This is a genomic window from Natrinema salifodinae, assembly GCF_900110455.1.
GTDB lineage: Archaea > Halobacteriota > Halobacteria > Halobacteriales > Natrialbaceae > Natrinema > Natrinema salifodinae.
Window position 1 is genome coordinate 590,664 of sequence record NZ_FOIS01000002.1, and the last position, 22,763, is coordinate 613,426.

Consider the following 22,763-nt stretch of genomic DNA (forward strand, 5'->3'; position numbering starts at 1 on the left):
GGAGGGACGCCGTTCGGCGAGCGTCGATTTTTCCGACCTGAGGCCGAACCGTCTCACTCCTCGAGACAGTCCCGAACCCACTCGTAGTGCTCGCGGACGCGCCGCTCGCCGGCGTCGGTCAGCGCGTAGACATCGTAGATCCCCTCGGTCCGTTTCTCGACGAACCCGGCCTCGACCAGCGCCGACAGCGAGCCGTAGAACGATTTCGGCTCGAGCCGGTCGTCGTAGTGCGATTCGAGCCGGGACTTCAGCCGCTGGCCGCGCAGTTCCCCGTCCTCCGCGGCCGCGAGCAGGAAACAGATGTCCCGGCGGCGACCGCTCCGGAGCCACTTAGTCATGGCTCGGCGTTCGGTGCCGCGGGCGTCGAGCGTTACGGTTCGCGCTCTTCGCCCGATGCGAGTCGGCGATGGACGGTCGCGACGGCCGACCAGGCGAGCCCGCCGAGCGCGCTCAGCCCGAGCAGGGCGTGGTCGCCGATCTCGAGCGCGGCGGTGCCGCCCGGGCGTCGGACGTGGCGGACGAGCAGCCACCCTCGGTCCGGATCGCCGAGCACGACATCGCCGGAGGCGAAGGCCAGCGAGACCAGTATCGCGAGGAGCGCGTAGGTCACGATCGCGGCGAACGTGGCGACGCCGCCGGCCAGGAACCGCGCCAGGATCGGGGTGCCGGGCAGTCGGCGGACGGCGCGGTCGGTCGCGCCGTAGATGCCGAACCCCTGGCCGCCGTCGGGCAGTTCACCAACGCGGACGTCGGCGGGGTACTGCAGGAGGACGGCGGCCATCCAGAGGTCGCCGATCGAGCCGGCCGCGTTCGCCGCTAGCGGGACGATCAGCACCGGCGACGGGACGACGGCCATCGCGGCGAGGCCGACGGCTGTGATCCCGACGAACGGCGCCAGCAGCGCGGCGAGCAGCTGGTTTCGCGTGAAGGCCGTTCCGCTGGTTTCGGCGTAGGCGTACGGCAGCACGAAGTGCGAGACGTCGACGCCGTACCGCGGTGCGCCGCCGTAACGAGTCAGGAAGAGCCCGTGGAGCAGTTCGTGGGGGACGACCACGCAGGCCAGCAGTCCCAGCGAGACGACCGACCAGGCGAGGATCGTCGGCGGGGACGACGCCGAGACGACGATCGGTTCCAGCGGGACGCCGCGGAGCCTGGCGAGGACGCGCCCGAAGCAGTAGGCGAATCCGAAAAAGCCCGCGGCGGAGACGACGAGCCACTGGAGGGCGACCGATCGCGTGAGGCGAAAGGTCGCGAGCGGGCGGCGGACCGCGGCGGCGTCCTGGGAGGGTGCGGAGGAGCGGGCGGAAGTGGGATCGGAGGCGGGGTCCGAACGGCTCACGACCCGAACCTCACAGCCGACCGAAAAATCGGTGTCGGTGTCAGTGTCCGTATCGATGTCCGCCCCGCGGTCGCGATCGAGCCATCGGTCCCGACGGCGCGGCGGTGGCGGCGCGCGACCGCTCGGCCGGAACCGATAGCTTCCCGGTGGTCGATCCGCGAGTACCGTCCATGACCGACGATCGGACGGCCGAGGCGAACGGTATCAGGGCGACCTACGACGAAACCGAATCGGAGCGACGCCTGGCGTTCGAAGCCGAGACCGGCAGCGGACGCGGGACGGCCGCGATCGCACAGAATATCGAGGGATACGCGATGCTGAAGGTGCGGCCGACCGCCGACGGCGACGAACTCGAGCGCTACTACGGGTTCGACATGGCGCTCGATCACGTCGGCGAACTGCTGGGCGTCTCGCCCCACGACCTGCCGGTGCCGGCGGCGGCCGAAGACATGGGGATGTAGCTCTCATCGCCGAAACCGAACCGCGACCGAACCCGGAGCGGATCGGAACGGTCCGCGACGAACGCGTGTCGACGGCGCTCACGTGACGAACGCGTACACGAACAGCATCCCGAAGTACACCAGGATGACCAGGCCGAGCGCGTACAGCCGGAACCGACGGACGTCCCCGTACTCCTCGTGGGCGAGCCGCTCGAACGCCGCGCGCTCGCGGTCGGCGAGCCGAGCCGGGTGGTCGAGCCCGCGGTGGAGCGTCTCGTACCGCTGCCGGCGGAACGGCCGGCCGCAGTATGGACAGCGAGCGGGCGGCTCGCCGCCGTCGACGTCGATCTCGATCTCGGGATCGGTGCCTTCCGGGTCGTCGGCGGCTCTCGCCGCTGGCGGCGCGGCCGCCTCGTCGACCGCCGGCGGCGATCGGCCGTGCGATTCTCCCGACACGGTCGCGGCTACGACGACCAGCCGGATCCCTCTTTGGTCGGCTCTTGCGTCGCGGGTAGCCGCCCGTTACATCCCGTCGGAACGAACCGTCGCGGGAAGTCGGAGCCGCCAAAAACGGGAGCCCTAAATACGCGGAGTCGAAGGGTTTAGACGAGAATAGCCGTGGCAACCGCAACCGAGTCGTTCCCGCGCCCGATCGGGACGCGACGCCGCTTTTCAGCACTGCTCGCAGCGACCGCGCTGGGCGTCTACCTGCTGTTGATCGTCGGCGCCACGACCTCGCTGACGAACGCGGCCGCGTCGTGTTCGACCTGGCCGACCTGTCACGCCCCGGTCGATCCGCTGAGCCAGACAGAACTCGCGATCGCCTGGGCCCACCGGATCGCCGCCGTCCTCGTCGGTGTCCTCGTCGCCGCGACCGCCGTCGCCGCGATCCTCGGTGACGTCACTCGCCGCGTCCGCGCGACCCTCGCCGTCGCCGCCGTCCTCTACGTCGTTCAGGTCGGCGTCGGCGCCGTCACCGCGACGATCGGCCCCGCCGCGATCCTTCCGGGACTGCACCTCGCACTCGGCCTGGTGATCTTCTCTGCCGTCGTGCTGGCGCTGGCCTGGGACCTCGAACTCGCAACCGGCAGCGAGGACGACACCATCGACTCGCCGGAACCGCTCGAGGCGGTCGAGGAGGTGTCCGCCGCGTCCGACCGAACGCTCCCCTCGAGTCGCCTGGCCCGCGCCCGGCTGACCGCCTTCGCCTACTTCCAGATGATGAAACCGCGGCTGATGTGGCTGCTCTGTCTCGTCGCCGCCGCGGGGATGGCCCTGGCCGCCGGCCCCGGGCTCGAGATTCCCACGATCGTCGCGACGCTGGGCGGCGGCGTCCTCGCGATCGGCGCCTCGGGAACGTTCAATCACGTCCTCGAGCGCGACGTCGACCAGAAGATGTCCCGCACCGCCGACCGCCCGCTGGCGGTCGACCTGATCCCGGTCCGCAACGCCCTGCTGTTCGGGGCCGCGCTGACTGCCGCCTCGCTGGCGACGTTCCTGACGATCAATCGCTTAGCCGCGGCGCTCGGCCTGGCCGCAATCCTGTTCTACAGCGTCGTCTACACGCTGTTGCTCAAGCCGAACACGGTCCAGAACACGGTCATCGGCGGCGCCGCGGGCGCGCTGCCGGCGCTAATCGGCTGGGCGGCCGTCACGAACGAGATCGGCTGGCCGGCGCTGGCGCTTTCGGGCGTCATCTTCCTGTGGACGCCGGCGCACTTCTACAACCTGGCGCTGGCCTACCGCGATGACTACGCCCGCGGCGGGTTCCCGATGATGCCGGTCGTCCGCGGCGAGACCGTCACCCGGAAGCACATCCTCTACTACATCGCCGCGACGCTGGTGAGTACGATCGCGCTGGCCTGGATCACCCAACTCGGCCCCTTGTATGCCGCGACGGTCCTGATCTTCGGCGGTATCTTCCTCTGGGCCGCCGTGCGCCTGCACTTCGAACAGACCGAGGCCGCGGCGTTCCGGTCGTTCCACGCCTCGAACGCCTTCCTCGGAGCGGTGCTAGTCGCGATTCTGGTGGACGCGCTGGCCATCTAACGGTCGGCCCGATTCGTCTGCTCGCTCGTTCTCGTCGAAAAGAGTCGTCGACAGTCCTCAGCGGTAGCCGTCGTCGTCGGCGCCGCGGGCCGACTCGATCCGCTCGAACTGCTCGTCGCTGAGTTCGACGTCGACCGCGCCGACGTTCTCCTCGAGTTGCTCGGGCGTTCGCGCGCCGATGATCGGCACGCAGGTGAACCGATCCTGCTCCATCAGCCAGCGCAGGGAGACCTGCGCGGGCGTGGCGTCGACCTGCTCGGCGACGGACCTGACTGCTTCGAGGACCTCCCAGGCGGTCTCGCTGGTGTAGCGGTCCTCGAAGAGGTCGGTGAGGCTGCCCCGGGAGCCGTCGGGCGCGACGACGGTGCCGTCCTCGTCGCGCTCGTACTTGCCGGTGAGGAAGCCGCCCGCGAGCGGTGAGTACGGACAGACGGCGACGTCCTGATCGGCACAGACGTCGAGATAGTCGCCGACGTCGTCCGTGTCGGCCGCGTTGAACATCGGCTGGGTGACGTCGAACCGTTCGAGGCCCTCGACGTCGCTCGTCCACAGCGCCTTGGTGAGCTTCCAGGCGGCCATGCTCGAGGCGCCGAGGTAGTGGACCTTCCCCTCGCGGACGAGTTCGGTGAGCGTCCGCAGGGTCTCCTCGATCGGCGTATCCTCGTCCCAGCGGTGGATATAGTAGAGGTCGAGGTAGTCGGTGCCGAGCCGCTCTAAGGTGCCCTCGATCTGGGCGCGGATATGCTTGCGGCCGAGCCCGGAGTCGTTCGGACCGGGCTCGCCCCAGCCGTCGAAGGGGAAGTAGACCTTCGAGGCGATGACGACGTCCTCGCGGTCGATATCGCGCTCGTCGAGCCACTCGCCGATCCAGCGCTCGCTCGTGCCGTTGGGATCGCCGTAGACGTTCGCGGTGTCGATGAAGTTGACGCCGCGATCCCAGGCGGCGTCGAGCAACTCGTGGGCCTCCTCGCGGTCCGTCTCGACGGTGCCGTCGCTCTCCTTGCCGAAGCGCCAGGTACCGAAGCAGAGCTGCGATACCGTCGTGCCCGTGTTTCCGAGCGTCGTGTACTCCATGGCTGCGGGTTCACCGGCGAGGGTCAAAACGAATCGGGAAGCGGCGAGATGCCGATCGCTCGGAGCACCGCTGTACCGGCACGACGGCCCGTTGGACGCTTTCCGAAGCTACATAGCGCTCGATCGGTCACGTCCCACTGATGAACCACTGGTGGCGCCGGATCGTCGGCTCGTTGGTCGGCGTCCTCGTTCTCATCTGCGTCTATGCGGGGCTCTATCAGCTGGGAATGGCCGCCTTCGAGGGCGAGACCAAATCCTACGCCCAATCGATTCAGGTCGTACTCGAGACGCTGACGACGGCCGGCTTCGGCGGCGACGCGCCCTGGCAGAGCACCGCGATGAACCTGTTCGTGGTCGCGATGAACCTCACGGGCGTCCTGCTGGTCTTTCTCGCCTTGCCGCTGATCGTCGTCCCGCTGTTTCAGGAGGCGCTCCAAGACCGCCCGCCGGAGGCGACCGACCTCACCGATCACGTCGTCATCTGTTCGTACACGCCCCGGTCGGACGTGCTCGCGGGAGAACTCGAGGCCGCGAACGTCCCGTACGTCTTCATCGACGACGATCCCGAACTGGTCGTCGACCTCAACGACGAGGGCACCAACGCCATCTACGGCGAACTCGACCAGGAGGAGACGCTGCACGCGGCCAACGCCGAGCGCGCCCGCGCGCTCGTCACCGACGTCGACGACGAGACCAATGCGATGGTGATCCTCACCGCGCGCGAGCTCTCGCGCGACCTCACGATCGTCAGCGTAGTCGAGGACGAGGACGTCGCGAGCTACCACCGCTACGCCGGGGCCGATGAGATCGTCCGCCCGCGGCGCGTGCTCGGCCAGAGCCTGGCGACGAAAGCGATGACGACGGTCTCGGCCGAACTCCGAGACACGATCGAACTCAGCGAGGAGCTCGCGGTGACCGAACTACTCGTTCAAGACCGCAGCGATCTGGTCGGCCAGACGATCCCGGAATCGGGCATCCGCGACCGGATAGGGATTACCGTCATCGGCGCCTGGTTCAACGGCGAGTTCGTCGCCGTGCCGGGCGACGAGCACCGGATCGACGGCAACACGATCCTGTTGGTCGCGGGGCGGCGCGACGACCTCTCGGAGGTGAAAGCGCGGACCGTTTCGTCCCTGCAACGTCGTCCGGATCGCGTGGTCGTGGGCGGCTACGGCGTCGTCGGCCGCGCCGCGGTCGAGACCCTGATGTCCGAGGGCGTCGCGACCTGCGTCGTCGACGACGCGGACGAGCCGGGCGTCGACGTCGTCGGGAGCGTGACCGACGAGGACGTCCTCGAGGCCGCCGAGGTGAGCGACTCGCGGTCGGTCATCCTCACGCACGACGACGACGCGACGATGATCTACGCAACCCTGGTCATCACCCAGCTTGCGCCGGAGGTCGAGATCATCGTCCGCGCGAACGAGACCGAGAACATCCCGAAGTTCTACCGCGCCGGCGCCGAGTACGTCCTCTCGCTGTCGATGGTGACCGGGCGGATGCTCGCGTCCGTTCTGATCGAGGACGAGGAGATCCTCACGCCGGAAATGCAGTTCGAACTCGTCCGGACGACCGCACCTCGGATCGTCGGCCGGAGCCTCGGCGACGTGGATCTGCGGGCTCGGACTGACTGCACCGTCGTCGCGGTCGAACGCGACGGAGAGCTGCTGACCGATCTCGGGCCGGAGTTCGTCGTCCGTGGAGACGACATGTTGATCGTCGCGGGGAGCGACGAGGCGATCAATCGGTTCGTCTCGTTCGCGTTCTGAGCCGGGTCTCCGAGCCGCGAGCCGCCTTGTCACCCGTCAGTCGAACGACGGCAGGACTTCCTCCTCGTACATATCGATCGCCTTCTCCTGTTCCTCCCCGATCTGGTGGAAGTAGACGTGGTCGTAGCCTGCGTCGAGGGCCTGCTGGATGCTGTCGATGTGGGCCTGCGGGTCGGGTTCGGTCGTCGTGCCGGCCTCGGCGATGTCCTCCTTCTCGACCATCTGGGCGGCCTGCTCGAAGTGAGCCGGCGTCGGCAGTTCCTGGCCGAGTTCGCCGGGGATCGAGCCGTTAGGCCACTTCTCGTAGATCATCTCGATCGCTTCCTCCTCGCTGTCGGCGTAGCAGCCGTGCAGCTGGGTGTACTTCGGTCCGTCGCCGCCGGCGCCCTCGTAGGCCTCGACCGGCCCCTCCTTCGGGCCGGAACACCAGAGCCCGTCGAGGGTCTCGGCGACCCACTCGGCGGTCTGCGGGCCGAACGCGCTCCCGATCGTCGTCGGCTGCTCGTCCGGACAGGTGTAGAGGCGGGCGTTCTCGACCGTGTAGTGCTTGCCGTGGTGGCTCGTCGTCTCGCCGGTCCAGAGCGACCGCATGACGTCCATCGCCTCGTCCAGCATCTCGAGGCGGACGTCGTGTTCGGGCCAGCGCTCGCCCGTGACGTGCTCGTTTAGGTTCTCGCCGGTGCCGACGCCGAAGGTGAACCGGTCGCCGAACATCTCGTCGACGGTCGCGACCGCGTGGGCGACGTTGACCGGGTGGATCCGGATCGTCGGACAGGTGACGCCGACGCCGACCTCAATTTCGTCAGTCGCCGTCGCGATCCCGCCTAGCGTCGACCAGACGAACGGCGATTCGCCCTGCTCCGAGACCCAGGGGTGGAAGTGATCCGAGATCGAGAGGAAATCGAAGCCGGCCTCCTCGGCCCGCTGGGCGATCTCGACGAGTCTCTCGGGACCGAACTCCTCGCTCGAGAGGGTGTAACCGAGCTGTGGCATTCCGGGACAGATACCACGAATCGGTGGGTAACGGTTGAGCCTGCGAGGGCAAGAGCGCGAGTCCGAGAATCGAACCCCTTACCCACGCCGCGCCGGAACCGATTCGTATGGAAGCCGTAGTCGAAGCGACGGACCTCGAGAAGACCTACGGCGAGACCGTCGCCCTGGCGGGGGCCTCGCTGGCGGTCGACCGCGGCGAGGTCTTCGCCCTGATCGGCCCGAACGGGGCCGGCAAGACGACGCTCGTCCGCGCGCTGACGGGGACGACCGAACCTGACGGGGGTCGAGCGCGACTGCTCGGCGAGCCGCCGACGGCCGTCGACCGCGGCCGGCTCGGCGTCCTGCCACAAGAGTTCTCGCCGCCAGGCCGGCTCAGCGCTCGCGAGCTACTGTCCTACTACGCCGGTCTCTACGACGACCCGCGCGATCCGGACGACGTGCTCGCGGACGTCGGCCTGGCCGACGCGGGCGACACCTGGTACGAGGACCTCTCGGGCGGCCAGCAGCGCCGGGTCTGCGTCGGCTCCGCGCTGGTCAACGACCCCGACGTCTGCTTCCTCGACGAGCCGACGACGGGCATCGACCCCGCCGGCCGCCGGACTGTCTGGCGGCTGATCGAGGACCTGGCCGATCGCGGGACGACGGTCGTGCTGACCACCCACGACATGGCCGAGGCCGAGCGCCTGGCCGACCGCGTCGGGCTGCTCGCCGACGGCTCGCTCGTTGCGCAGGGCTCCCCCGAAGCGCTCGTCCGCGAACACGGCGGCGCGAGCCGGCTCACGGTCGAGACCGCGGCCGATCCGGAGGCCTTCGACGACCTCGAGTACCCGGTCGAACGGCCGGAGCGCGGCCGCGACCGCTCGTCGACGGGCGCGGTCGTCGTCCGCGACATCGAACCCGCCGAAATCGGTGCCGTCGTCGACTTCCTCGAAGCGGAGGGAATCGAGTACACCGAACTCTCGTGGGCCGAGCCGGACCTCGAGGACGTCTACCTCGCGCTGGCCGACCGGACCGAGCGCGAGCGGACGGCCCGACTCGGCGACGCCGGCGGCGACGGAGACGGCGACGAACTCGCACGCGCGGGTGAGACCGCATGAGCCGGATGGGGCGCGTCCGGGCGGAGACCAGCGCCGGCTGGCGGTCGTTCGTCCGCCGGCGGACGGCGGTCTTCTTCACGTTCTTCTTCCCGGTGATCCTGATCGTCATCTTCGGGGCCCTGATCCGGACCGATCCGACCGGCGAGGGCCTGTTCACGGAGCCGGCGGCCTACTACGTGCCCGGTTACCTCGCCGTGGTCGTCCTCTTTACCCCCTTATCGCGGATGGGCAGCGAGGTCGCGCGCCACCGCGAGGGTAGCCGCTTCGAGAAGCTTGCGACGACGCCGCTGTCCCGCGCTGAGTGGCTGCTCGCCCAGACCGTCGTCAACGCGATCATCATCGGCCTGGCCAGCCTGCTCATCCTCGGCCTGGTCGTCGTCCTGACGGGCGCCGACATCGCGTTCTCGCCGCTGCTGGTGCCGTACATACTGGTCGGCGTCGTCTGTTTCTGCGGCGTCGGCGCGATGCTCGGCAGCTACACCGAGTCCCAGGACGGCGCGGTCGCGGCCAGCAACGCCATCGGGCTCCCGCTGCTGTTCCTCTCGGAGACGTTCATCTCGCTCTCGCAGTTGCCCGGCTGGTTCGAGCCGCTGGTGAACCTCTCGCCGCTGACCTACTTCGCGCGCGGCGTGCGGGCCGCGACGTATCCCGACGCGGGAACCGCGGCGGTCGCCGGCGTCGACCCCGCGCTCGCGAACCTCGCGATCCTCGCTGCGCTCGCACTCGTCGCGTTCGCGCTCGGCGCACGGTCGATCCCGCGGACGGATTGATCGCCGGCCGCCCGCGAGAACGAACCGATTTAGGGCCAGCACCCGAACCGCCGGCATCCAGTATGCGCCCAGCCCACCCCACCGAGCAGGCCGTCGGCATGGAGTACTACGTCAGCGACGCCGACGGCGCCGGCGGCCGCCTGCGCGAGGACGACGAGCACTTCCGGGTGCGCGAACTCGAGCGGTTCGACACCGACCCCCTCGACGCGAGCACGGACGCCTACCCGCACCTGGTCTTCCGGGCGACCCTGCGCGGGTGGGACACCAACGACTTCGCCGCGCGGCTCTCGGATGCGCTCGGCGTCTCCCGCGAGCGGGTCGCCTGGGCCGGCACGAAGGACAAGTATGCCGTCACCACCCAGCTGTTCTCGGTCTACGGCGCGGATCCCGACGACCTGCCCGAGATCGACGGCGTCGACCTCGAGGTGCTCGGCCGCGCGGGTCGATCGCTCGAGTTCGGCGACCTGGCGGGCAACGAGTTCGAACTCGTAGTCAGCGACCCCGCCGCACCCGACAACGCGGCGACGATCACCGACGAGTTACACGCGTTCGGGGGGCTCGGCGAGCAGGGCGCCAGGCGGAATCGGAGCGACGACAACGAGGGCGGCGACGACGACGGCACGTCGACCTCGATCGGCGTCCCCAACTTCTTCGGCCAGCAGCGCTTTGGCAGCCGCCGCCCGGTCACCCACAAGGTCGGCCTGGCCGTCGCTCGCGACGACTGGGAGGGCGCGGTGATGGCCTACCTCGGCAATCCGACGGACGCGGAACCGGCGGGGACCCAGGAGGCCAGAACCTTCGTGGACGAAACTCGGGACTGGCAGGAAGCCCTCGACCGGTTCCCGAACCGGCTCCGGTACGAGCGCGCGATGCTGCACGAACTCGCCGAGACCGACGGCGAGCCCGATTCCGAGACCTTCCGCGCGGCCCTCGAACGCGTTCCCTCGAACCTCCAGCGGCTGTTCGTCCACGCCGCCCAATCCTACGCGTTCAACCGGATGCTGAGCGAGCGCCTCGACCGCGGGCTGCCGTTCGACCGCCCCGTCGAGGGCGACGTGGTCTGTTTCGCCGACACCGACGCCCCCGCGGGGCTCGAACTCCCGGACACCGACCGCCTCCAGCGCGTCGACGAGCGCCGCGTCGATTCGGTGACCCGCCACTGCGAGCGCGGCCGCGCGTTCGTCACCGCGCCCCTGGTCGGCACCGAGACCGCCCTCGCCGACGGCGAACAGGGCGAGATCGAACGCGCCGTGCTCGACGACCTCGAGCTGGCGCCCGACGACTTCGACCTCCCCGGCGAGTTCCACTCGACCGGGACCAGGCGAGCGATCCTCGTCCGGACCGATCTCGACCTCGAGACCGACCCGCTCACCCTCGAGTTTGCCCTTCCAAAGGGCTCGTACGCGACGGTCGTCCTCCGGGAGTACCTGAAGGTTGATCCCGTGGATCTCGGCTGAGTCCGGCCTCCCGTCTCCAGTCGGTATCCGTTCGCGACAGCGGGCGGACGGGCGACGGAATTTTTAGGGACGTGTCACGAGTAGCCGACTGGACGAACCGTGGATCGCAACACATCGCGCGACGGAGCGAGCGCCGCCCCCGGGACGATCGGCACGGAGCGCGGTCGTGAGATCGTCGCCTGGCGAAAAACGACCGACGACGGGACACCGGTGTACGAGATCGAGTACGACGGACCAGCGCCGGAGCCGACGAGCCGATCGCCGACGCTGTTCGGCGCGAGCAGCGGCGGGACGGTGCCAGCCGAAGAGCAATCGGTTCGACTGCCGGACGGAGAGCAGATGTCGGCACGGGACGCGGCGTTCGAGACCGAAGGGACGACGCTGCGGATCCGCCACAATCCGTCGCTGGTGGACCGCGTTCGGCGGTACCTCCCGTGGTGATCGCGGTATTTTCTGTTCGAGTATGGAGGGTGTTAAATGAAATCTGACTGAATTGGTATCTATGATCGAAGTCGTATCGACGGTCATCGCGGGACTATACGTCGTTCAGGGGTCGCTGGGGATCGCAGAGCAGCGCGTCTACACCGATGCGCAGCGCGCTCGCGCCCCACTGTTGACGACGGTCAATCCCGCCGTCGCGGTACTGGCCGTCGGTATCGGCGTCGTCGGCGCGGTGTGGATTCGATTGCGCGGACTACCGTCGCCGTGGTACTTCACGGCCCTCAACTGCGGACTCGCTCTCACGCTCTTCGTCCAGATCTGGCTGTATCGCGAGATTGGCGTCTCGCACAGTCCGTTGTTCGATCGCGTGTCGGCGCACCTGAACTGACCCGCTCGGCGACGCGGCCCTCATCCGAACGTATTTCGGAGGACCGCACCGAACCCGGCGGCACCGATACAGAGCCCGAGGAGCCCGCCGATCCCGGTCAGTGCGAGCAGCCCGCTGATGCCCGCACCCACCAGCAACGGTTTCAGCCAGCCGTCGTCGCGGCCGATGAGGCGCTTGGCGATGGCGAGGTAGCCGATCGCCGAGCCGACCGCCCACACCAGGTACGCAACCAGCAGCAGAGGCGCGGCCAAGAGCAGGCCGATGACGGTGATCGCGAGGAGGAAGGAGACCAGGCCGAGCGCGAGCAGACAGGCGATTCCGTATAGGAACGTCCCGAACGGTTCCGCGAGCACGTCGGCCATCATCCGTTCAGTGAACGCGGGCGCGACGGCGACCATGATCGCGCCGACGAGCAGCGTGGTCAGGAACGCGTCGATCGCGCTCCCGACGAGGCTGCCGCCGACGTTGATTTCGGGGTCGGTCTGTGCGAGCAGCGCGACCGCCGGAGCGACGTGAGTAATTCCGATCAAATTCACTGAACGAACGCCGAGAATATAACGGGTGCAGCGCTCGCCGCCGCTGACAGGCTTTTGCTCGCGGACCGCCTACGAAACCTATGCGAAGCAAACGTTTACAGCGGGAGATCGACGACCTCGTCGCCCAGGGGTGGCGGATCGAGGAAGAGACGCCCGACCGCATCGTGCTCGTCGACCGGGAGTTCGGTTCGCTCGCCTCGCACGTTCTGGTCGCGCTCCTGACGTTCTGGTTCACGATGGGGCTCGGCAACGTCGTCTGGGCCGCGTACAACTACGTCTCGAAGTCTCGCCGGCGCGTCCTCTGGGAAGAGCGGGACGCGACGACCTGTCCGTCGTGCGGTGCGGACGTTCCGACGTCTGCAGACTACTGTCCGTCCTGCGGCGAGGACGTCGCGACCGTCACCGAACCGAACGGCGGGATCGCCTGTCCCGAGTGCGACGCGATCGTGACCGACGGCTCGCGGTACTGTCCCTCCTGCGGGACGAAACTCGCGGACGCGGTCGACGCCTCGTCGTAGCACCGCGTCGTCGCGCGGTCCACCGTCTTGGAGCCGACCCGTAGGTACTCGTAACTCGCCGCCCATCGATCGGACACGGCAATGGATCTGGATTCGGACTCCGACCCCCACATTCTCCTGACGAACGACGACGGGATCGACGCGCCTGGCATCCGAGCGCTGGCCGACGCGCTCTCGACGGTCGGCACCGTCACCGTCGTCGCGCCCGACCGCAACCGGAGCGCGGTCGGCCGGTCGCTGTCCTACGGCCGGACGAGTTCGTCGAGCGACGGCGCGGACGGCGACGGGAGCGACGACGAGCTCGCGGTGAGCCTGGCCGATAGCGCGTTTACGGTGCCGGTCCCCCACGCCGAGCACGACCTCGGCTACGCGGTCGACGGGACGCCCTGTGACTGCGCCATCGTCGGCGTCAACGCCCTCGAACCGGCGCCCGACATCGTCGTTTCGGGTTGTAACGCCGGCGCGAATTTAGGGGCCTACGTCTTCTCTCGATCGGGAACCGTCAGCGCCGCGATGGAGGCCGCGTTCCTCGGCACGCCGTCGATCGCGGTCTCGATGGACACGCTCGGATACGACACGGAACTCGAGCCGGCGGCCTTCGAGCGCGCGGGCGAGATCGTCGCTGCCCTCGTGGAGCGCGCGCCCGGTACCGGGCTGTTCGACCGCGTGGACTACCTGAACGTCAACGTGCCCCGGCCGGACCGCGAACCCGACGGGGTCGCGATCACGCGCCCGACTCGGGTCTACGAGATGGACGCCACGTTCGAGAACGGGCGGTTCCGGTTGACCAACCGGCTCTGGCAGCAGATGGCCAACCGGGACATTCCCGATCCCGACGACACCGACCGCCACGCGCTGCTCGAGGAGCAGGTGTCGATCTCCCCGCTGCGAGTTCCCTACGAGGTCGTCGACACGGAGCCGGTACGCGCCGTCGTCGAGGGCGCGCTGCAGTAGCAGCCGCCCGTCGCCGACCGGCGACCGAAAAACACGTCCGTTTTAGCCGCCCGAGCGTAAGCACCGTCCATGGAGTGTCGCCACTGCGCCTCCCCGCTCGACAAACCCGGCGACTTCTGCCTCGTCTGTCGGGAAGCCAATACCGAGGCCATCGTACTGGAGGCAGGACGTGACAGGGCGACCCTCACGATGCTCGCGGCCGAGCGAGACGACGACGCGCACGGGAGCGGTGACGACGACCCGGTCCTCGGGAAGACCGTCGTCACCACGACGCCGGAGGACGGCGAGAACGAGGTCGTCGAACTGCGGAACTTCGCCGGCCTGATCGGCGACGAGATCCGCCGCAAGCGCCCCGAGGAGGTCTACGCCGGCGGCAAGCGAGCGGTGATCCGCGCCGTCCGCGAGGACATCCACCATCCGTTCTACCGCGTCGACGACGACGAGCCCGTCCAGGCGGTCCTCGATCGACGGGGTAACCGCGCGCTCGACGTGGTCGAGACCCCGCCGGCCGAGAAGATCGGCGGCAGTCACTCGACGCTCATCGGCGGCCGAACGGGCATGCGGGCCATCCAGACCGTCGCGGGCCACCCCCACGTCAAGAAGGTCATTCCGGGACCGATCGACGCCGGGGGCAAGGGCTCCCAGTCCGGCATGCGCGCGAAGGTCACGCGCGCCGACGACGGCGGCAACGTGCGAATGCTGTTGCGGGACGGCTCGAGCGTTCAGGAAAACCGGGTGGTGACGACCGCGCCCGACCGCGAGATGGGCGAACGGATCCGCGAGGACCTAAACGACGTGCTCGCGGACGCGGAGTTCCAGTAACTGGTAGGCACTCGCGTCTTTCACTCAACTGGTCGGCGAGTGAAAGACGCGAGTCCGTCTCGTCATCGTCGATAGCCGCGTCCCCCGTCGATACAGTCGTCTTATTCCACCGTTCTGAGGAATCTGGCCTCGCCCGAAAGCGGTGCTGGCTCCGATCACCGATGTGGGAGCGCGACCGCCTCACCGACGAGGATATATATTATAAAATACACTAACGAGTGTCAAGTCAACCAGTTGGTGTGGGGCTATGTAACGTCATATTCGCCGGAATACGGGCCGATATGTCGCAGTTAACAACGGCCGTTGTTATGGATGTTGACAATTCTTATTAGCACCCGTGGCCGACTAGCGGTCGATGGATTTTCGACGCTATCTTCCTGACTCGGTGATCGACCTGTGCGATCGTCGCGGAGATACCGATCCGTCCACAACGGAGCGGGGTTCGGACTCCCGCGAATCTGACCGCACGCGGTCGATGGACGGAACTCCCCGGCAAGCCCGCATCGCAAATTCGATTATATTCAGCATTCTCGGCGCGGTTTTTGCGACGTGGGCGGTTCGCATTCCCGCTATCAGCGCCACCCTCTCCCTTTCGGAGGGCGACATCGGGCTCGCGTTGCTCGGGCTCGCGGTCGGGAGCATAATCGGACTCGTAACGAGCGGCGTGGTCGTCTCGCACTACGGTGGTCGGAAAGTGATTAGGGCCGGTCTCATCGTCTACACCCTCGCACTACTGCTTATCACCGCTGCTGGTGGATTCTTTCTGCTCGGCGGCATGCTCCTCGTGTTCGGTTTCGGAAAGGGGTTAATCGACGTTGCGGCGAACGCGCAAGGCGTTCGAATCGAGCGCTCCTATCCGGGGCAGATCATGGGTAGCTTTCACGCCCTCTTCAGCGGCGGCGGACTACTCGGTGCGGGCCTCGGCGCGATCGCTACCAGTCTCGGCCTCTCCGTTCGAACTCACTTCGCCCTTATGGGAATCGCGTTCCTTCTCATCGGGTTCACCGCGAGCGTGTGGCTACTCCCGAAGGACACAAGCGTTGACACCGGCCCGGCCGTTTCGCTTCCGTCCCGAGAGCTCGCGGGGTTTTGCGTGCTCGGGTTCTGTGCCCTGTTCATCGAGGGCGTCGGAAACGATTGGAGCGCCGTCTTCCTCGAGACGAGTGCGAGCGCATCCGCGACGGTCGCGGCGCTCGGATTCGGGGCGTTCTCCCTCATGATGATGGTCGGACGGTTCCTCGCCGACAGCGCCGTCGAGTGGATCGGCCCCAAGCGCTTCATCCGCCTGGCCGCGGTCGTCGCCGCACTCGGCATTACGCTAACGCTCCTCGCCCGACCGATCGTCTCGCTGGTCGGGTTCGGAGTCCTCGGCCTCGGGCTCGCCGGGATCATGCCGGTTTCGTTGAGCATTGCAGGGAATCACGATCCCGATTCCCCCGCGGAACCGGCGATCGCCGCCGTTTCGACGGCGGGGTACGCGGGGTTCGCCGTCGGGCCGGTAGCGATCGGTCTCATCGCGGAGGCGTCCTCGTTGCGCGCCGCGTTCGTCCCGGCGTTCGGTCTAACCGCCCTCATCATCGTCCTCACGGGACTCCTTCCGACCGTCGCCCGAACGGCCGGCGACGGTGAAACTCCTGCGTAGGTCCGAATCTGGGCAGATCAGGGCGATTGAGAGTTGTCTCCCTCGGATCCGGCGTCGATTCGATCGATCGTGAATCGTTTGGCGGCGATGTCCTCGAGATGTGCACCGCGTCCGCCCACGGTATAGACCGTCCCGTCCGTCTCGAAGCAGATCTGTGCCTTCGCGGTGAGTTCAAGCAGCGACGCACCGCCCTCGGCGGATCGAGAACCGGTGTAGTCGACGTCGACGAATCGGCCGCTGAGTTGACATTCTCGGCCGGTTTCGATCCTGGTTCCGTCGATCCGTCCCGTTACGTCCGCGCCCGACTCGAGGAACGGCTCGATGGCGCGGATACATTCGGTGATTTCGACGAACGAATACGGCGGGTCGTCGCTGCGATCACTGTAGATCGTCTCGTACACCTCCCAGAGGCGCGTCAGGTAATACCAGTGGAAGACGTACGCCGTCGTGTAGTCGTCGATGAGCACGCCGTACTCCTGCTGTAATCGATTGGGCGTCGCGTAGTACGCGCGCTCTCGGTCAACCAGCACGAGAAACGGCCCGGAGAGTTCGCGCCTGCGTACCTCGGTGCAGACACCGTCGAATTTGGTCGCGTCGAACGGCAGATCGGTGTCCGACGGCAGGTAAAGCGAGAGGTGGACGTGGACGTCGCGGTCGTAGGCATCCCGCAGCAGCGGTTGGAGGGTCGTAAACTGGCTGGGGGTGGCTGCCAGCTGAACGTGCTCGCCGGCCGCCTCGATGGCGTCGCGAGCGTGGTCGATGACGGTCCGAAACCGCTGGACGAGACTCACGTTGCCGTCGCGGACCTCCGGCTCCTGATATCGCCGTTCGATTTCGTCGATGGCCGTTTCGTACCGTCGGATGGCCGTTTTGATGCCGGTGAGACTTTCACTCGGGTTGTCTACTCGGGCGTACAACCGATCCTGGTCGTAGACCGTGACGTATCCCAGTTCGTCGAGCGAGCGAAGCACGTCGTAGATTCGAGGTTGGGGAACGTCGCTCATCGACGCGACCTCACTCGCGGATGCGGACCCGAGTTCGAGCAAGGTTGCGTAGGCAGCCGCCTGATATGGAGACAACCCGGCGTCTTCGAGGACGGTGATCAGTTCGTTGGTCTCCATCGCTGTCAGTGGCTTTTCCGGGCGCATATAAATACTCGCGGCCACGCGGCCAGCGTCGGACGGTGCGGTCGCTTCACCGGACGCCATCGCCCAAAAATGACTGTCATATGAGCATTCTTATATACTGTCGAGAGAGTCAGGCGGTATGAACGAATCGGGACTGCGACGACGGGATCTCCTCATCGCGGTGTCGGGCGGTTGTGTGACGCTTGCGGGCTGTGCGGACGGCACTCGGCCGGACGATTCCACAGCGGCGGCGACGGCCGATCAACCCGGCTACGGAACGGCGTACGGTCAGGACTACGGAACCGAAACCGAAACCGAAACCAAGTGACCATGGGCGATCGAACGCCGCGACTCGGACTCAATACGTACGAACCAGGCGAAGAGTGGAGCCACACCGACACGGTCGAGGCGGTCGACGAGCACGCGATCGTGCACGGCCCGATCGCCGACCGGCCGGCGACGGGCGACTACGACGACGAACTCTACCACGCGACCGACCAGGGGATCACCTGGCGCTGGGACGCCGCGAGCGACGACTGGGTATATTTCAGCGGTCAGGGGAGCGCCGACCGGCCGGTGCCTGGAACGAGCCACTTCGAGGCGGCGACGGTCGGTCACGCGCGGACGAAGGAGACTCCCGTGTGGAACGTCGAGGCCCACGGCATCGAGGGCGACGGCTCGACCGAGGTCGGTCAGGCCGTCCACGAACTCCTCGAGACGGTCGACCAGGCGGGCGGCGGGATCGTGTACTTCCCGCCTGGCCGGTATCTCTTCGAGCGGACGCCGCTGGTGGGCGACGATACGATCCTGCTGGGAGCGGGTCGCTCGACCGTCTTCGAGGGACCGCGTCCCGACGGCGACGAAGGACGGGCGCTGCTCTCCAACAAGGGGTACGACGCGACCGGGTACGACGGCGCGTCGAACTGGGGGGTTCGCAACGTCCGCATCGATTCGCCGTCGTCGACCGGAATCATGCCCGCGCACGCGGACAACGTTCGATTAGAGAACATCTACGGCGACCGCATCTACTACCATCATCTCGACGTCGTCTCGTCGAAAAACGTCGTCGTCAACGGTTTCTGGGCGACTCGCGGCGGCGAAGGAGGGTCGGACGCGCCGGTGCAGTTCGACAATCAGAACGCGGGAACGGGCGCGAACACCGTGTGGGACGGGACCGACTACGCGCTCGTCGCGGCCGACGACACCCCGACCCGTAACTGCACCCTCACAGATTTCGAGATCGATCCGGAAAACGGTCCCGAGTACGGCGTTCATCTCCACCGCGACGGGAACGAGTCGATCACAATCCAAGACGGGTACATCACCGGCTGTCAGTACGCGGCCATCAGGACTGATCCCGGCGAACCGATCGCTGATCTGACGATCGACGGCGTCTCGTGTATCGAAAACGCGAGGGGGATCTCGCTGGGGCACGTTGAGCGCGGCCGGCGGGCGTTGACGATCGACAACGTCACGATCAGGACCGACGACAAGGGAACGGCCGCCGGCTCGGGACTGTACGCGAGCGGCGTCGACGGCGCCGCGATCGCCAACGTTACCGTCGACGGGGCGTTCACGAACGCGATCATTTTCGACGACATGGACGACCTGAAACTGAGCAACGTGACGGCGACCGGGGCGAAACACCAGGCGTTCCGATTCCGGGAGAACGTCGACGCGACGCTCACGAACGCTCGCGCGGCGGACTGCGGGACCGTCGGCGTCTACGCGGGACCAGACAGCAGCGTCGCCTACGGCGGCGTCACGTTCGACGACGTCGGGAGCGAGGTCGTGGTCGACGGCGAGCTCCGGGAGTGGGTCACCTCCTCGTCCTCGTAACCCGTTCCGTTTTCGAACGGCCAGGCGTCGATGTCGGTTCCGCGGTCGAGACCGTCCCGAGGCAAATATTGTGTCGAGCCGATGGCAGTGACAGTTGCTGCTGGTTGTCCGAGCCTTAACGGGGTGGCTGTAATTAGATATAATTAGCCATGTTCGAGCGACCGGACGCCGTCCTGACCCTGATCCCGCTGTTGGCGGTAAGCGGTCTCGTGGTCCGCACGCTGATCACGGCCACGGGCGTCGGCACGGGGTTGCTCGCGGCCCCGCTCGCGGTGGTCGGCTACCTCGCCGCGCTCGCGCTCGTCTTCCTGGAACTGCTCGCCTGGCCGGTCGCCGAGCGCCTCGGCGGGTCCGGCGAATCCGGTGAAACCGACGGGTCGTAGCGTCGGCGGCCGCGCGGCGGACCCACGCGAACCGTCGTGACTCAACAGGTTTAAGAACACGCTGGCGATAGACAGCACTACTATGGCCAAGAAAGGACAGGTCGGTAGCGCTGGCCGCTTCGGCGCCCGCTACGGCCGCGTCGCACGGCGTCGCGTCAGCGAGATCGAGGACGACATGGAGAACGCGCAGGTCGACGGCGACAACGTCACGCGCGTTGGGACCGGTATCTGGAAGAACGAGGAGACCGGCGAGGTCTTCACCGGCGGCGCCTACCGCCCGGAGACCCCCGCGGGCCGCACCGTCCAGCGCTCCATCCGCGCTGCGCTCGCAGAGGACGACGAATAACGCCCCCCGTTTCACGTTACGTATGAGTTACAAGTGCTCCCGGTGTAAACGCGACGTCCAGCTCGACGAGTACGGCGGCGTCCGCTGTCCCTACTGCGGCCACCGCGTGCTCCTGAAAGAACGCAGCCGCGACGTCAAGGAAGTCGACGTCCAGTAACAGCGTCACCGTCCACCGTTACCGTGTCTTCTCACGACGCGACCCTCGAATTCGACTACGAGAGCGCGTCGCGTGCTCGACTCGTCGCCGACAGCGTCGCCCGCGAGATCGGCGAGATCGACGACGACCGCTCGCAGACGACCATCAACCGCGACGGCGAACGCGTTCTGATCGAGATCGACGCCGCCGACGTAGTCGCCCTGCGAGCGGCGCTGAACACCTGGTTCTCGCTGATCGACGTCGCCGAACGGACGGCCGACGCGGGCGCGGCGATTCTCGAGGAATAGGCGCGTCCGGAACCGCAGTGGCGACTCGCAGAGCGGCGGCTCCCTGTACCGGCAGGCAACGCGGTCTTGTCCGGCGCTTGCGAATCACCCGTATGGCCGACGCCGAAGCGGAGGCGACCTGGCTCGGACTCCGACGGGACGTCAAACCGCTGGTGATGGCCGGGCTCGCGCTCGGCGTGGGACTCGGCGGCTTCTTCGACGGGATCGTCTTCCACCAGATCCTGCAGCTCCACCACATGCTGTCGTCCTATCCCGACGCGAGCGTCGCGACCGATATCCGGCTCAACGTCCTCGCCGACGGGCTCTTCCACCTCGCGACGTACCTGTTTACCATCCTCGGGGTCGTGTTGCTCTCGCGCGCCTGGCGATTTCATCCCGTGCCGAAGTCCGGGCGGACGCTACTTGGCGCGACGATCATGGGCTGGGGCGCGTTCAACCTCGTCGAGGGAATCGTCAACCACCACCTGCTCGGGATCCACCACGTCTGGCCCGCGGGCCCAGGGCCGTTACTCCTGTGGGACCTGGCCTTCCTGCTGTGGGGCGCACTCTTCCTGATCGGGGGCTACCTCGTGATCCGGACCGACGGCGCCGCCAGGCCGACGGCGAGCGACGACGCGATCGCGACGGACGGGACCGGCACGGGCCCGGAGTAGCTCCACTACCGTCGCAACCGTCGACACCGCCGATTTCGGGCGGCGATCGGACGCGACGGTGAGCCGAACGACAAAGCTTGGCTTTATCAGTCCGGAGAGCGACGGTCGAGATATGCAAGGCAACCTGCCGCCCGAGGCGCAGGAAAAGATCGAACAGCTACAGGACCTCCAGGAGACGGCTCAGGAAGTCGCCGTCCAGAAACAGGAGGCCGAATCGAACCTCACCGAGGCCCAGAACGCCCTCGACGAACTCGACAACATCGACGACGGCACGACCATGTACCGTCAGGTCGGCGAACTCCTCGTCGAGACCGAGTACGACGAGGCCGAGGACTCCCTCGAAGAGAAGGTCGACTCCCTCGAGATCCGTCTCGAAACGCTCGAGAAGCAGGAAGAGCGCGTCCAGCAGCAGTTCGAGTCCCTCCAGGAGGAACTCGAGGACCTGCTCGGCGGTGGCGGCATGGGCGGTCCGGCCGGCCCAGGCGGTCCGGGTGCCGGCGGCGCATAAATGCCAGCTGACGAGCCGTCGGACGAGACCGTCGTTCAGACGGCCGCAGAAGCCGCGGAAGGCGTGATCTTCTCGCGGTACAAGCAGTCCGACGTGCGCGACTACGACGTCACCGTCACCTTCGAGGACGGCGTCCTCGAGGTCGACGTCTACCTCAACGCGCCCGAGGGCGACGACGAGGCGGATCCCGAACGCGTCGCCGACGACGCCGCGCTTACGGCGCGCCAGGCGGTCGACGAACTGTTCGGGGAATAACGAGAGACCGGACGAAGTCTCGAATCCCACTCGTCCGTCTCCTTTTTGTGCCGCTGACGAACGACACGATCAGCGACTGCTTCGGCTGCGATTATCGTCGGAAGACCTTGCAGTTACTGTCCGTGTTATCGGTTCGGAGCCTACGAGAGCTGCTCGTCCGCGAGGAGAACTGGCAGAACCATCCGCCGAGCGCGACGAATCCGACCGCGAAGAGGAGCGTAGGGTCGAGCGAATGCGACCGGTTCCGACGCCGGCGGCGATAACCGACACGTCGTCGGTCTGAAACAGAATGTGCGTGCGCCGCTCGGAGACCTGCCGTTACTCCGAGATCGTGAGTTCGCCGTAATCGAACTCTTCGCCGAGTTCCGAGAGGCTGTCGAGTTCGTCCTGCTCCTCGCGGAGGTTCTGCTCGAGGGTATCCGCGGCGTCGTCCATGCCGAGTTGGTCCGCCATCGGGATGAGGTTCCCGTAGGCGGCGATCTCGTAGTGTTCGGACTTCTGGCCGGCGGCGATGTTGAATCGGTCGATGGCCTCGTCGCTCGGGTCTTTGTCCATGAACTCCTCGTGAGCCTGGATCATCCCCTCGATGACCGGGTCCTCCTCGCCTTCGGCGGACGCGTCGAGGTCGTCGAACACCTCCTCGATGCGGTCGAGGTGGTTTCGCGTCTCCTCGCGGTGCTCGGCGAACCCCGACTTGAGCTCCTCGCTCGACGAGGAACTCTCCAGTTCGTCGAGAGCGTCGACGAGGCGCTGTTCCATGTAGTACGCGTGCTTCAGCCCGTCTACGAAGAGGTCTTCGGTGCTGTCTACGGTCATAAGCGCTCGTGGGAGTGGACAACGTTGAGTTCAATAAGCGGGTGGCTTGCATCTGAGACAGCCGATTTCGCCGCTGGCCGCCGGTCGGAAGCGGAGAGACCGGTCG

General features: G+C 67.2%; 29 protein-coding genes. 21 read left to right on the forward strand and 8 right to left on the reverse strand.

Annotation, left to right across the window (positions count from 1 at the left end):
- Positions 1-53 precede the first annotated feature (53 nt).
- Both BMY29_RS08265 and BMY29_RS08270 read right to left on the reverse strand, forming a co-directional pair.
- Entirely contained in the window at positions 54-338 is a 285-nt protein-coding gene (locus BMY29_RS08265) for a PadR family transcriptional regulator (protein WP_049988699.1), read from the reverse strand.
- A 32-nt stretch (positions 339-370) separates the two neighbouring features.
- Positions 371-1,339 (reverse strand): DUF3267 domain-containing protein, encoded by a 969-nt coding sequence (locus tag BMY29_RS08270; RefSeq protein WP_081985404.1) that lies wholly within the window; start codon positions 1,337-1,339, stop codon positions 371-373.
- A 170-nt stretch (positions 1,340-1,509) separates the two neighbouring features.
- Here BMY29_RS08270 and BMY29_RS08275 point away from each other — a divergent pair, with 170 nt between their 5' ends.
- Entirely contained in the window at positions 1,510-1,800 is a 291-nt protein-coding gene (locus tag BMY29_RS08275; protein WP_049988747.1) for a DUF7111 family protein, read from the forward strand.
- A gap of 78 nt (positions 1,801-1,878) precedes the next feature.
- Here BMY29_RS08275 and BMY29_RS08280 read toward each other — a convergent pair whose 3' ends face one another.
- Entirely contained in the window at positions 1,879-2,235 is a 357-nt protein-coding gene (locus BMY29_RS08280) for a DUF7410 domain-containing protein (RefSeq protein WP_394297057.1), read from the reverse strand.
- Positions 2,236-2,397: 162 nt separating this feature from the next.
- Here BMY29_RS08280 and BMY29_RS08285 point away from each other — a divergent pair, with 162 nt between their 5' ends.
- On the forward strand, positions 2,398-3,828 hold the full coding sequence (locus tag BMY29_RS08285; RefSeq protein WP_049988701.1) for a heme o synthase: 1,431 nt from the start codon (positions 2,398-2,400) through the stop codon (positions 3,826-3,828).
- Between the two features lie 57 nt (positions 3,829-3,885).
- Here BMY29_RS08285 and BMY29_RS08290 read toward each other — a convergent pair whose 3' ends face one another.
- Positions 3,886-4,902 (reverse strand): aldo/keto reductase, encoded by a 1,017-nt coding sequence (locus BMY29_RS08290; protein ID WP_049988702.1) that lies wholly within the window; start codon positions 4,900-4,902, stop codon positions 3,886-3,888.
- Positions 4,903-5,042: 140 nt separating this feature from the next.
- On the opposite strand from BMY29_RS08290, the gene BMY29_RS08295 reads away from it, so the two are divergent.
- Positions 5,043-6,668, forward strand: coding sequence for a potassium channel family protein (locus BMY29_RS08295; protein WP_049988703.1), 1,626 nt, complete (start codon positions 5,043-5,045; stop codon positions 6,666-6,668).
- Positions 6,669-6,704: 36 nt separating this feature from the next.
- Here the strand turns inward: BMY29_RS08295 and BMY29_RS08300 are convergent, their stop codons facing one another.
- Entirely contained in the window at positions 6,705-7,661 is a 957-nt protein-coding gene (locus BMY29_RS08300; RefSeq protein WP_049988704.1) for a TIGR03557 family F420-dependent LLM class oxidoreductase, read from the reverse strand.
- A gap of 107 nt (positions 7,662-7,768) precedes the next feature.
- On the opposite strand from BMY29_RS08300, the gene BMY29_RS08305 reads away from it, so the two are divergent.
- From BMY29_RS08305 to BMY29_RS08325, 5 genes are all read left to right on the forward strand, one after another.
- The gene (locus BMY29_RS08305) at positions 7,769-8,758 is read left to right on the forward strand and encodes an ABC transporter ATP-binding protein (RefSeq protein WP_049988705.1); all 990 of its coding nucleotides are present in this window, start codon (positions 7,769-7,771) and stop codon (positions 8,756-8,758) included.
- On the forward strand, positions 8,755-9,528 hold the full coding sequence (locus BMY29_RS08310; protein WP_049988706.1) for an ABC transporter permease: 774 nt from the start codon (positions 8,755-8,757) through the stop codon (positions 9,526-9,528). Before BMY29_RS08305 ends, BMY29_RS08310 begins: the two co-directional genes overlap by 4 nt.
- A gap of 62 nt (positions 9,529-9,590) precedes the next feature.
- The gene (gene truD, locus BMY29_RS08315) at positions 9,591-10,985 is read left to right on the forward strand and encodes a tRNA pseudouridine(13) synthase TruD (RefSeq protein ID WP_049988707.1); all 1,395 of its coding nucleotides are present in this window, start codon (positions 9,591-9,593) and stop codon (positions 10,983-10,985) included.
- A 99-nt stretch (positions 10,986-11,084) separates the two neighbouring features.
- The gene (locus BMY29_RS08320; protein WP_241471235.1) at positions 11,085-11,426 is read left to right on the forward strand and encodes a hypothetical protein; all 342 of its coding nucleotides are present in this window, start codon (positions 11,085-11,087) and stop codon (positions 11,424-11,426) included.
- A gap of 61 nt (positions 11,427-11,487) precedes the next feature.
- A complete protein-coding gene (locus BMY29_RS08325; RefSeq protein WP_074854672.1) occupies positions 11,488-11,814 on the forward strand; it encodes a hypothetical protein in 327 nt (108 codons plus the stop codon).
- A gap of 20 nt (positions 11,815-11,834) precedes the next feature.
- On the opposite strand, the gene BMY29_RS08330 is transcribed toward BMY29_RS08325, so the two are convergent.
- The gene (locus BMY29_RS08330) at positions 11,835-12,344 is read right to left on the reverse strand and encodes a DUF8173 domain-containing protein (RefSeq protein WP_049988709.1); all 510 of its coding nucleotides are present in this window, start codon (positions 12,342-12,344) and stop codon (positions 11,835-11,837) included.
- Between the two features lie 86 nt (positions 12,345-12,430).
- Between BMY29_RS08330 and BMY29_RS08335 the strand changes: the two genes are divergently transcribed.
- From BMY29_RS08335 to BMY29_RS08350, 4 genes are all read left to right on the forward strand, one after another.
- A complete protein-coding gene (locus BMY29_RS08335; protein WP_049988710.1) occupies positions 12,431-12,868 on the forward strand; it encodes a zinc ribbon domain-containing protein in 438 nt (145 codons plus the stop codon).
- An 87-nt stretch (positions 12,869-12,955) separates the two neighbouring features.
- On the forward strand, positions 12,956-13,822 hold the full coding sequence (gene surE / locus BMY29_RS08340) for a 5'/3'-nucleotidase SurE (protein ID WP_081985408.1): 867 nt from the start codon (positions 12,956-12,958) through the stop codon (positions 13,820-13,822).
- Between the two features lie 69 nt (positions 13,823-13,891).
- Positions 13,892-14,644 (forward strand): DUF2103 domain-containing protein, encoded by a 753-nt coding sequence (locus BMY29_RS08345; RefSeq protein WP_049988712.1) that lies wholly within the window; start codon positions 13,892-13,894, stop codon positions 14,642-14,644.
- 475 nt (positions 14,645-15,119) lie between these two features.
- Entirely contained in the window at positions 15,120-16,286 is a 1,167-nt protein-coding gene (locus BMY29_RS08350; RefSeq protein WP_143067671.1) for an MFS transporter, read from the forward strand.
- Between the two features lie 17 nt (positions 16,287-16,303).
- Here the strand turns inward: BMY29_RS08350 and BMY29_RS08355 are convergent, their stop codons facing one another.
- Positions 16,304-17,407, reverse strand: a complete 1,104-nt coding sequence (locus BMY29_RS08355) for a TrmB family transcriptional regulator (RefSeq protein WP_049988713.1) — start codon at positions 17,405-17,407, stop codon at positions 16,304-16,306.
- A gap of 145 nt (positions 17,408-17,552) precedes the next feature.
- Between BMY29_RS08355 and BMY29_RS08360 the strand changes: the two genes are divergently transcribed.
- From BMY29_RS08360 to BMY29_RS08400, 9 genes are all read left to right on the forward strand, one after another.
- The gene (locus BMY29_RS08360) at positions 17,553-17,741 is read left to right on the forward strand and encodes a hypothetical protein (RefSeq protein WP_049988714.1); all 189 of its coding nucleotides are present in this window, start codon (positions 17,553-17,555) and stop codon (positions 17,739-17,741) included.
- 2 nt (positions 17,742-17,743) lie between these two features.
- On the forward strand, positions 17,744-19,252 hold the full coding sequence (locus BMY29_RS08365) for a right-handed parallel beta-helix repeat-containing protein (protein WP_049988715.1): 1,509 nt from the start codon (positions 17,744-17,746) through the stop codon (positions 19,250-19,252).
- Positions 19,253-19,401: 149 nt separating this feature from the next.
- The gene (locus tag BMY29_RS08370) at positions 19,402-19,635 is read left to right on the forward strand and encodes a hypothetical protein (protein WP_049988716.1); all 234 of its coding nucleotides are present in this window, start codon (positions 19,402-19,404) and stop codon (positions 19,633-19,635) included.
- An 82-nt stretch (positions 19,636-19,717) separates the two neighbouring features.
- Positions 19,718-19,981, forward strand: coding sequence for a 50S ribosomal protein L37ae (locus BMY29_RS08375; protein ID WP_049988717.1), 264 nt, complete (start codon positions 19,718-19,720; stop codon positions 19,979-19,981).
- A 22-nt stretch (positions 19,982-20,003) separates the two neighbouring features.
- Complete coding sequence (locus BMY29_RS08380; RefSeq protein WP_006181151.1) at positions 20,004-20,138, forward strand: DNA-directed RNA polymerase subunit P; 135 nt, start codon at positions 20,004-20,006, stop codon at positions 20,136-20,138.
- 23 nt (positions 20,139-20,161) lie between these two features.
- A complete protein-coding gene (locus tag BMY29_RS08385; RefSeq protein WP_049988718.1) occupies positions 20,162-20,425 on the forward strand; it encodes a KEOPS complex subunit Pcc1 in 264 nt (87 codons plus the stop codon).
- A 92-nt stretch (positions 20,426-20,517) separates the two neighbouring features.
- The gene (locus BMY29_RS08390; protein ID WP_049988719.1) at positions 20,518-21,078 is read left to right on the forward strand and encodes a DUF2243 domain-containing protein; all 561 of its coding nucleotides are present in this window, start codon (positions 20,518-20,520) and stop codon (positions 21,076-21,078) included.
- A 112-nt stretch (positions 21,079-21,190) separates the two neighbouring features.
- Complete coding sequence (locus BMY29_RS08395) at positions 21,191-21,586, forward strand: prefoldin subunit beta (RefSeq protein ID WP_049988720.1); 396 nt, start codon at positions 21,191-21,193, stop codon at positions 21,584-21,586.
- Complete coding sequence (locus BMY29_RS08400; protein WP_049988721.1) at positions 21,587-21,841, forward strand: DUF3194 domain-containing protein; 255 nt, start codon at positions 21,587-21,589, stop codon at positions 21,839-21,841.
- Between the two features lie 318 nt (positions 21,842-22,159).
- On the opposite strand, the gene BMY29_RS08410 is transcribed toward BMY29_RS08400, so the two are convergent.
- Positions 22,160-22,657, reverse strand: a complete 498-nt coding sequence (locus tag BMY29_RS08410; RefSeq protein WP_049988723.1) for a YciE/YciF ferroxidase family protein — start codon at positions 22,655-22,657, stop codon at positions 22,160-22,162.
- Positions 22,658-22,763 lie beyond the last annotated feature (106 nt).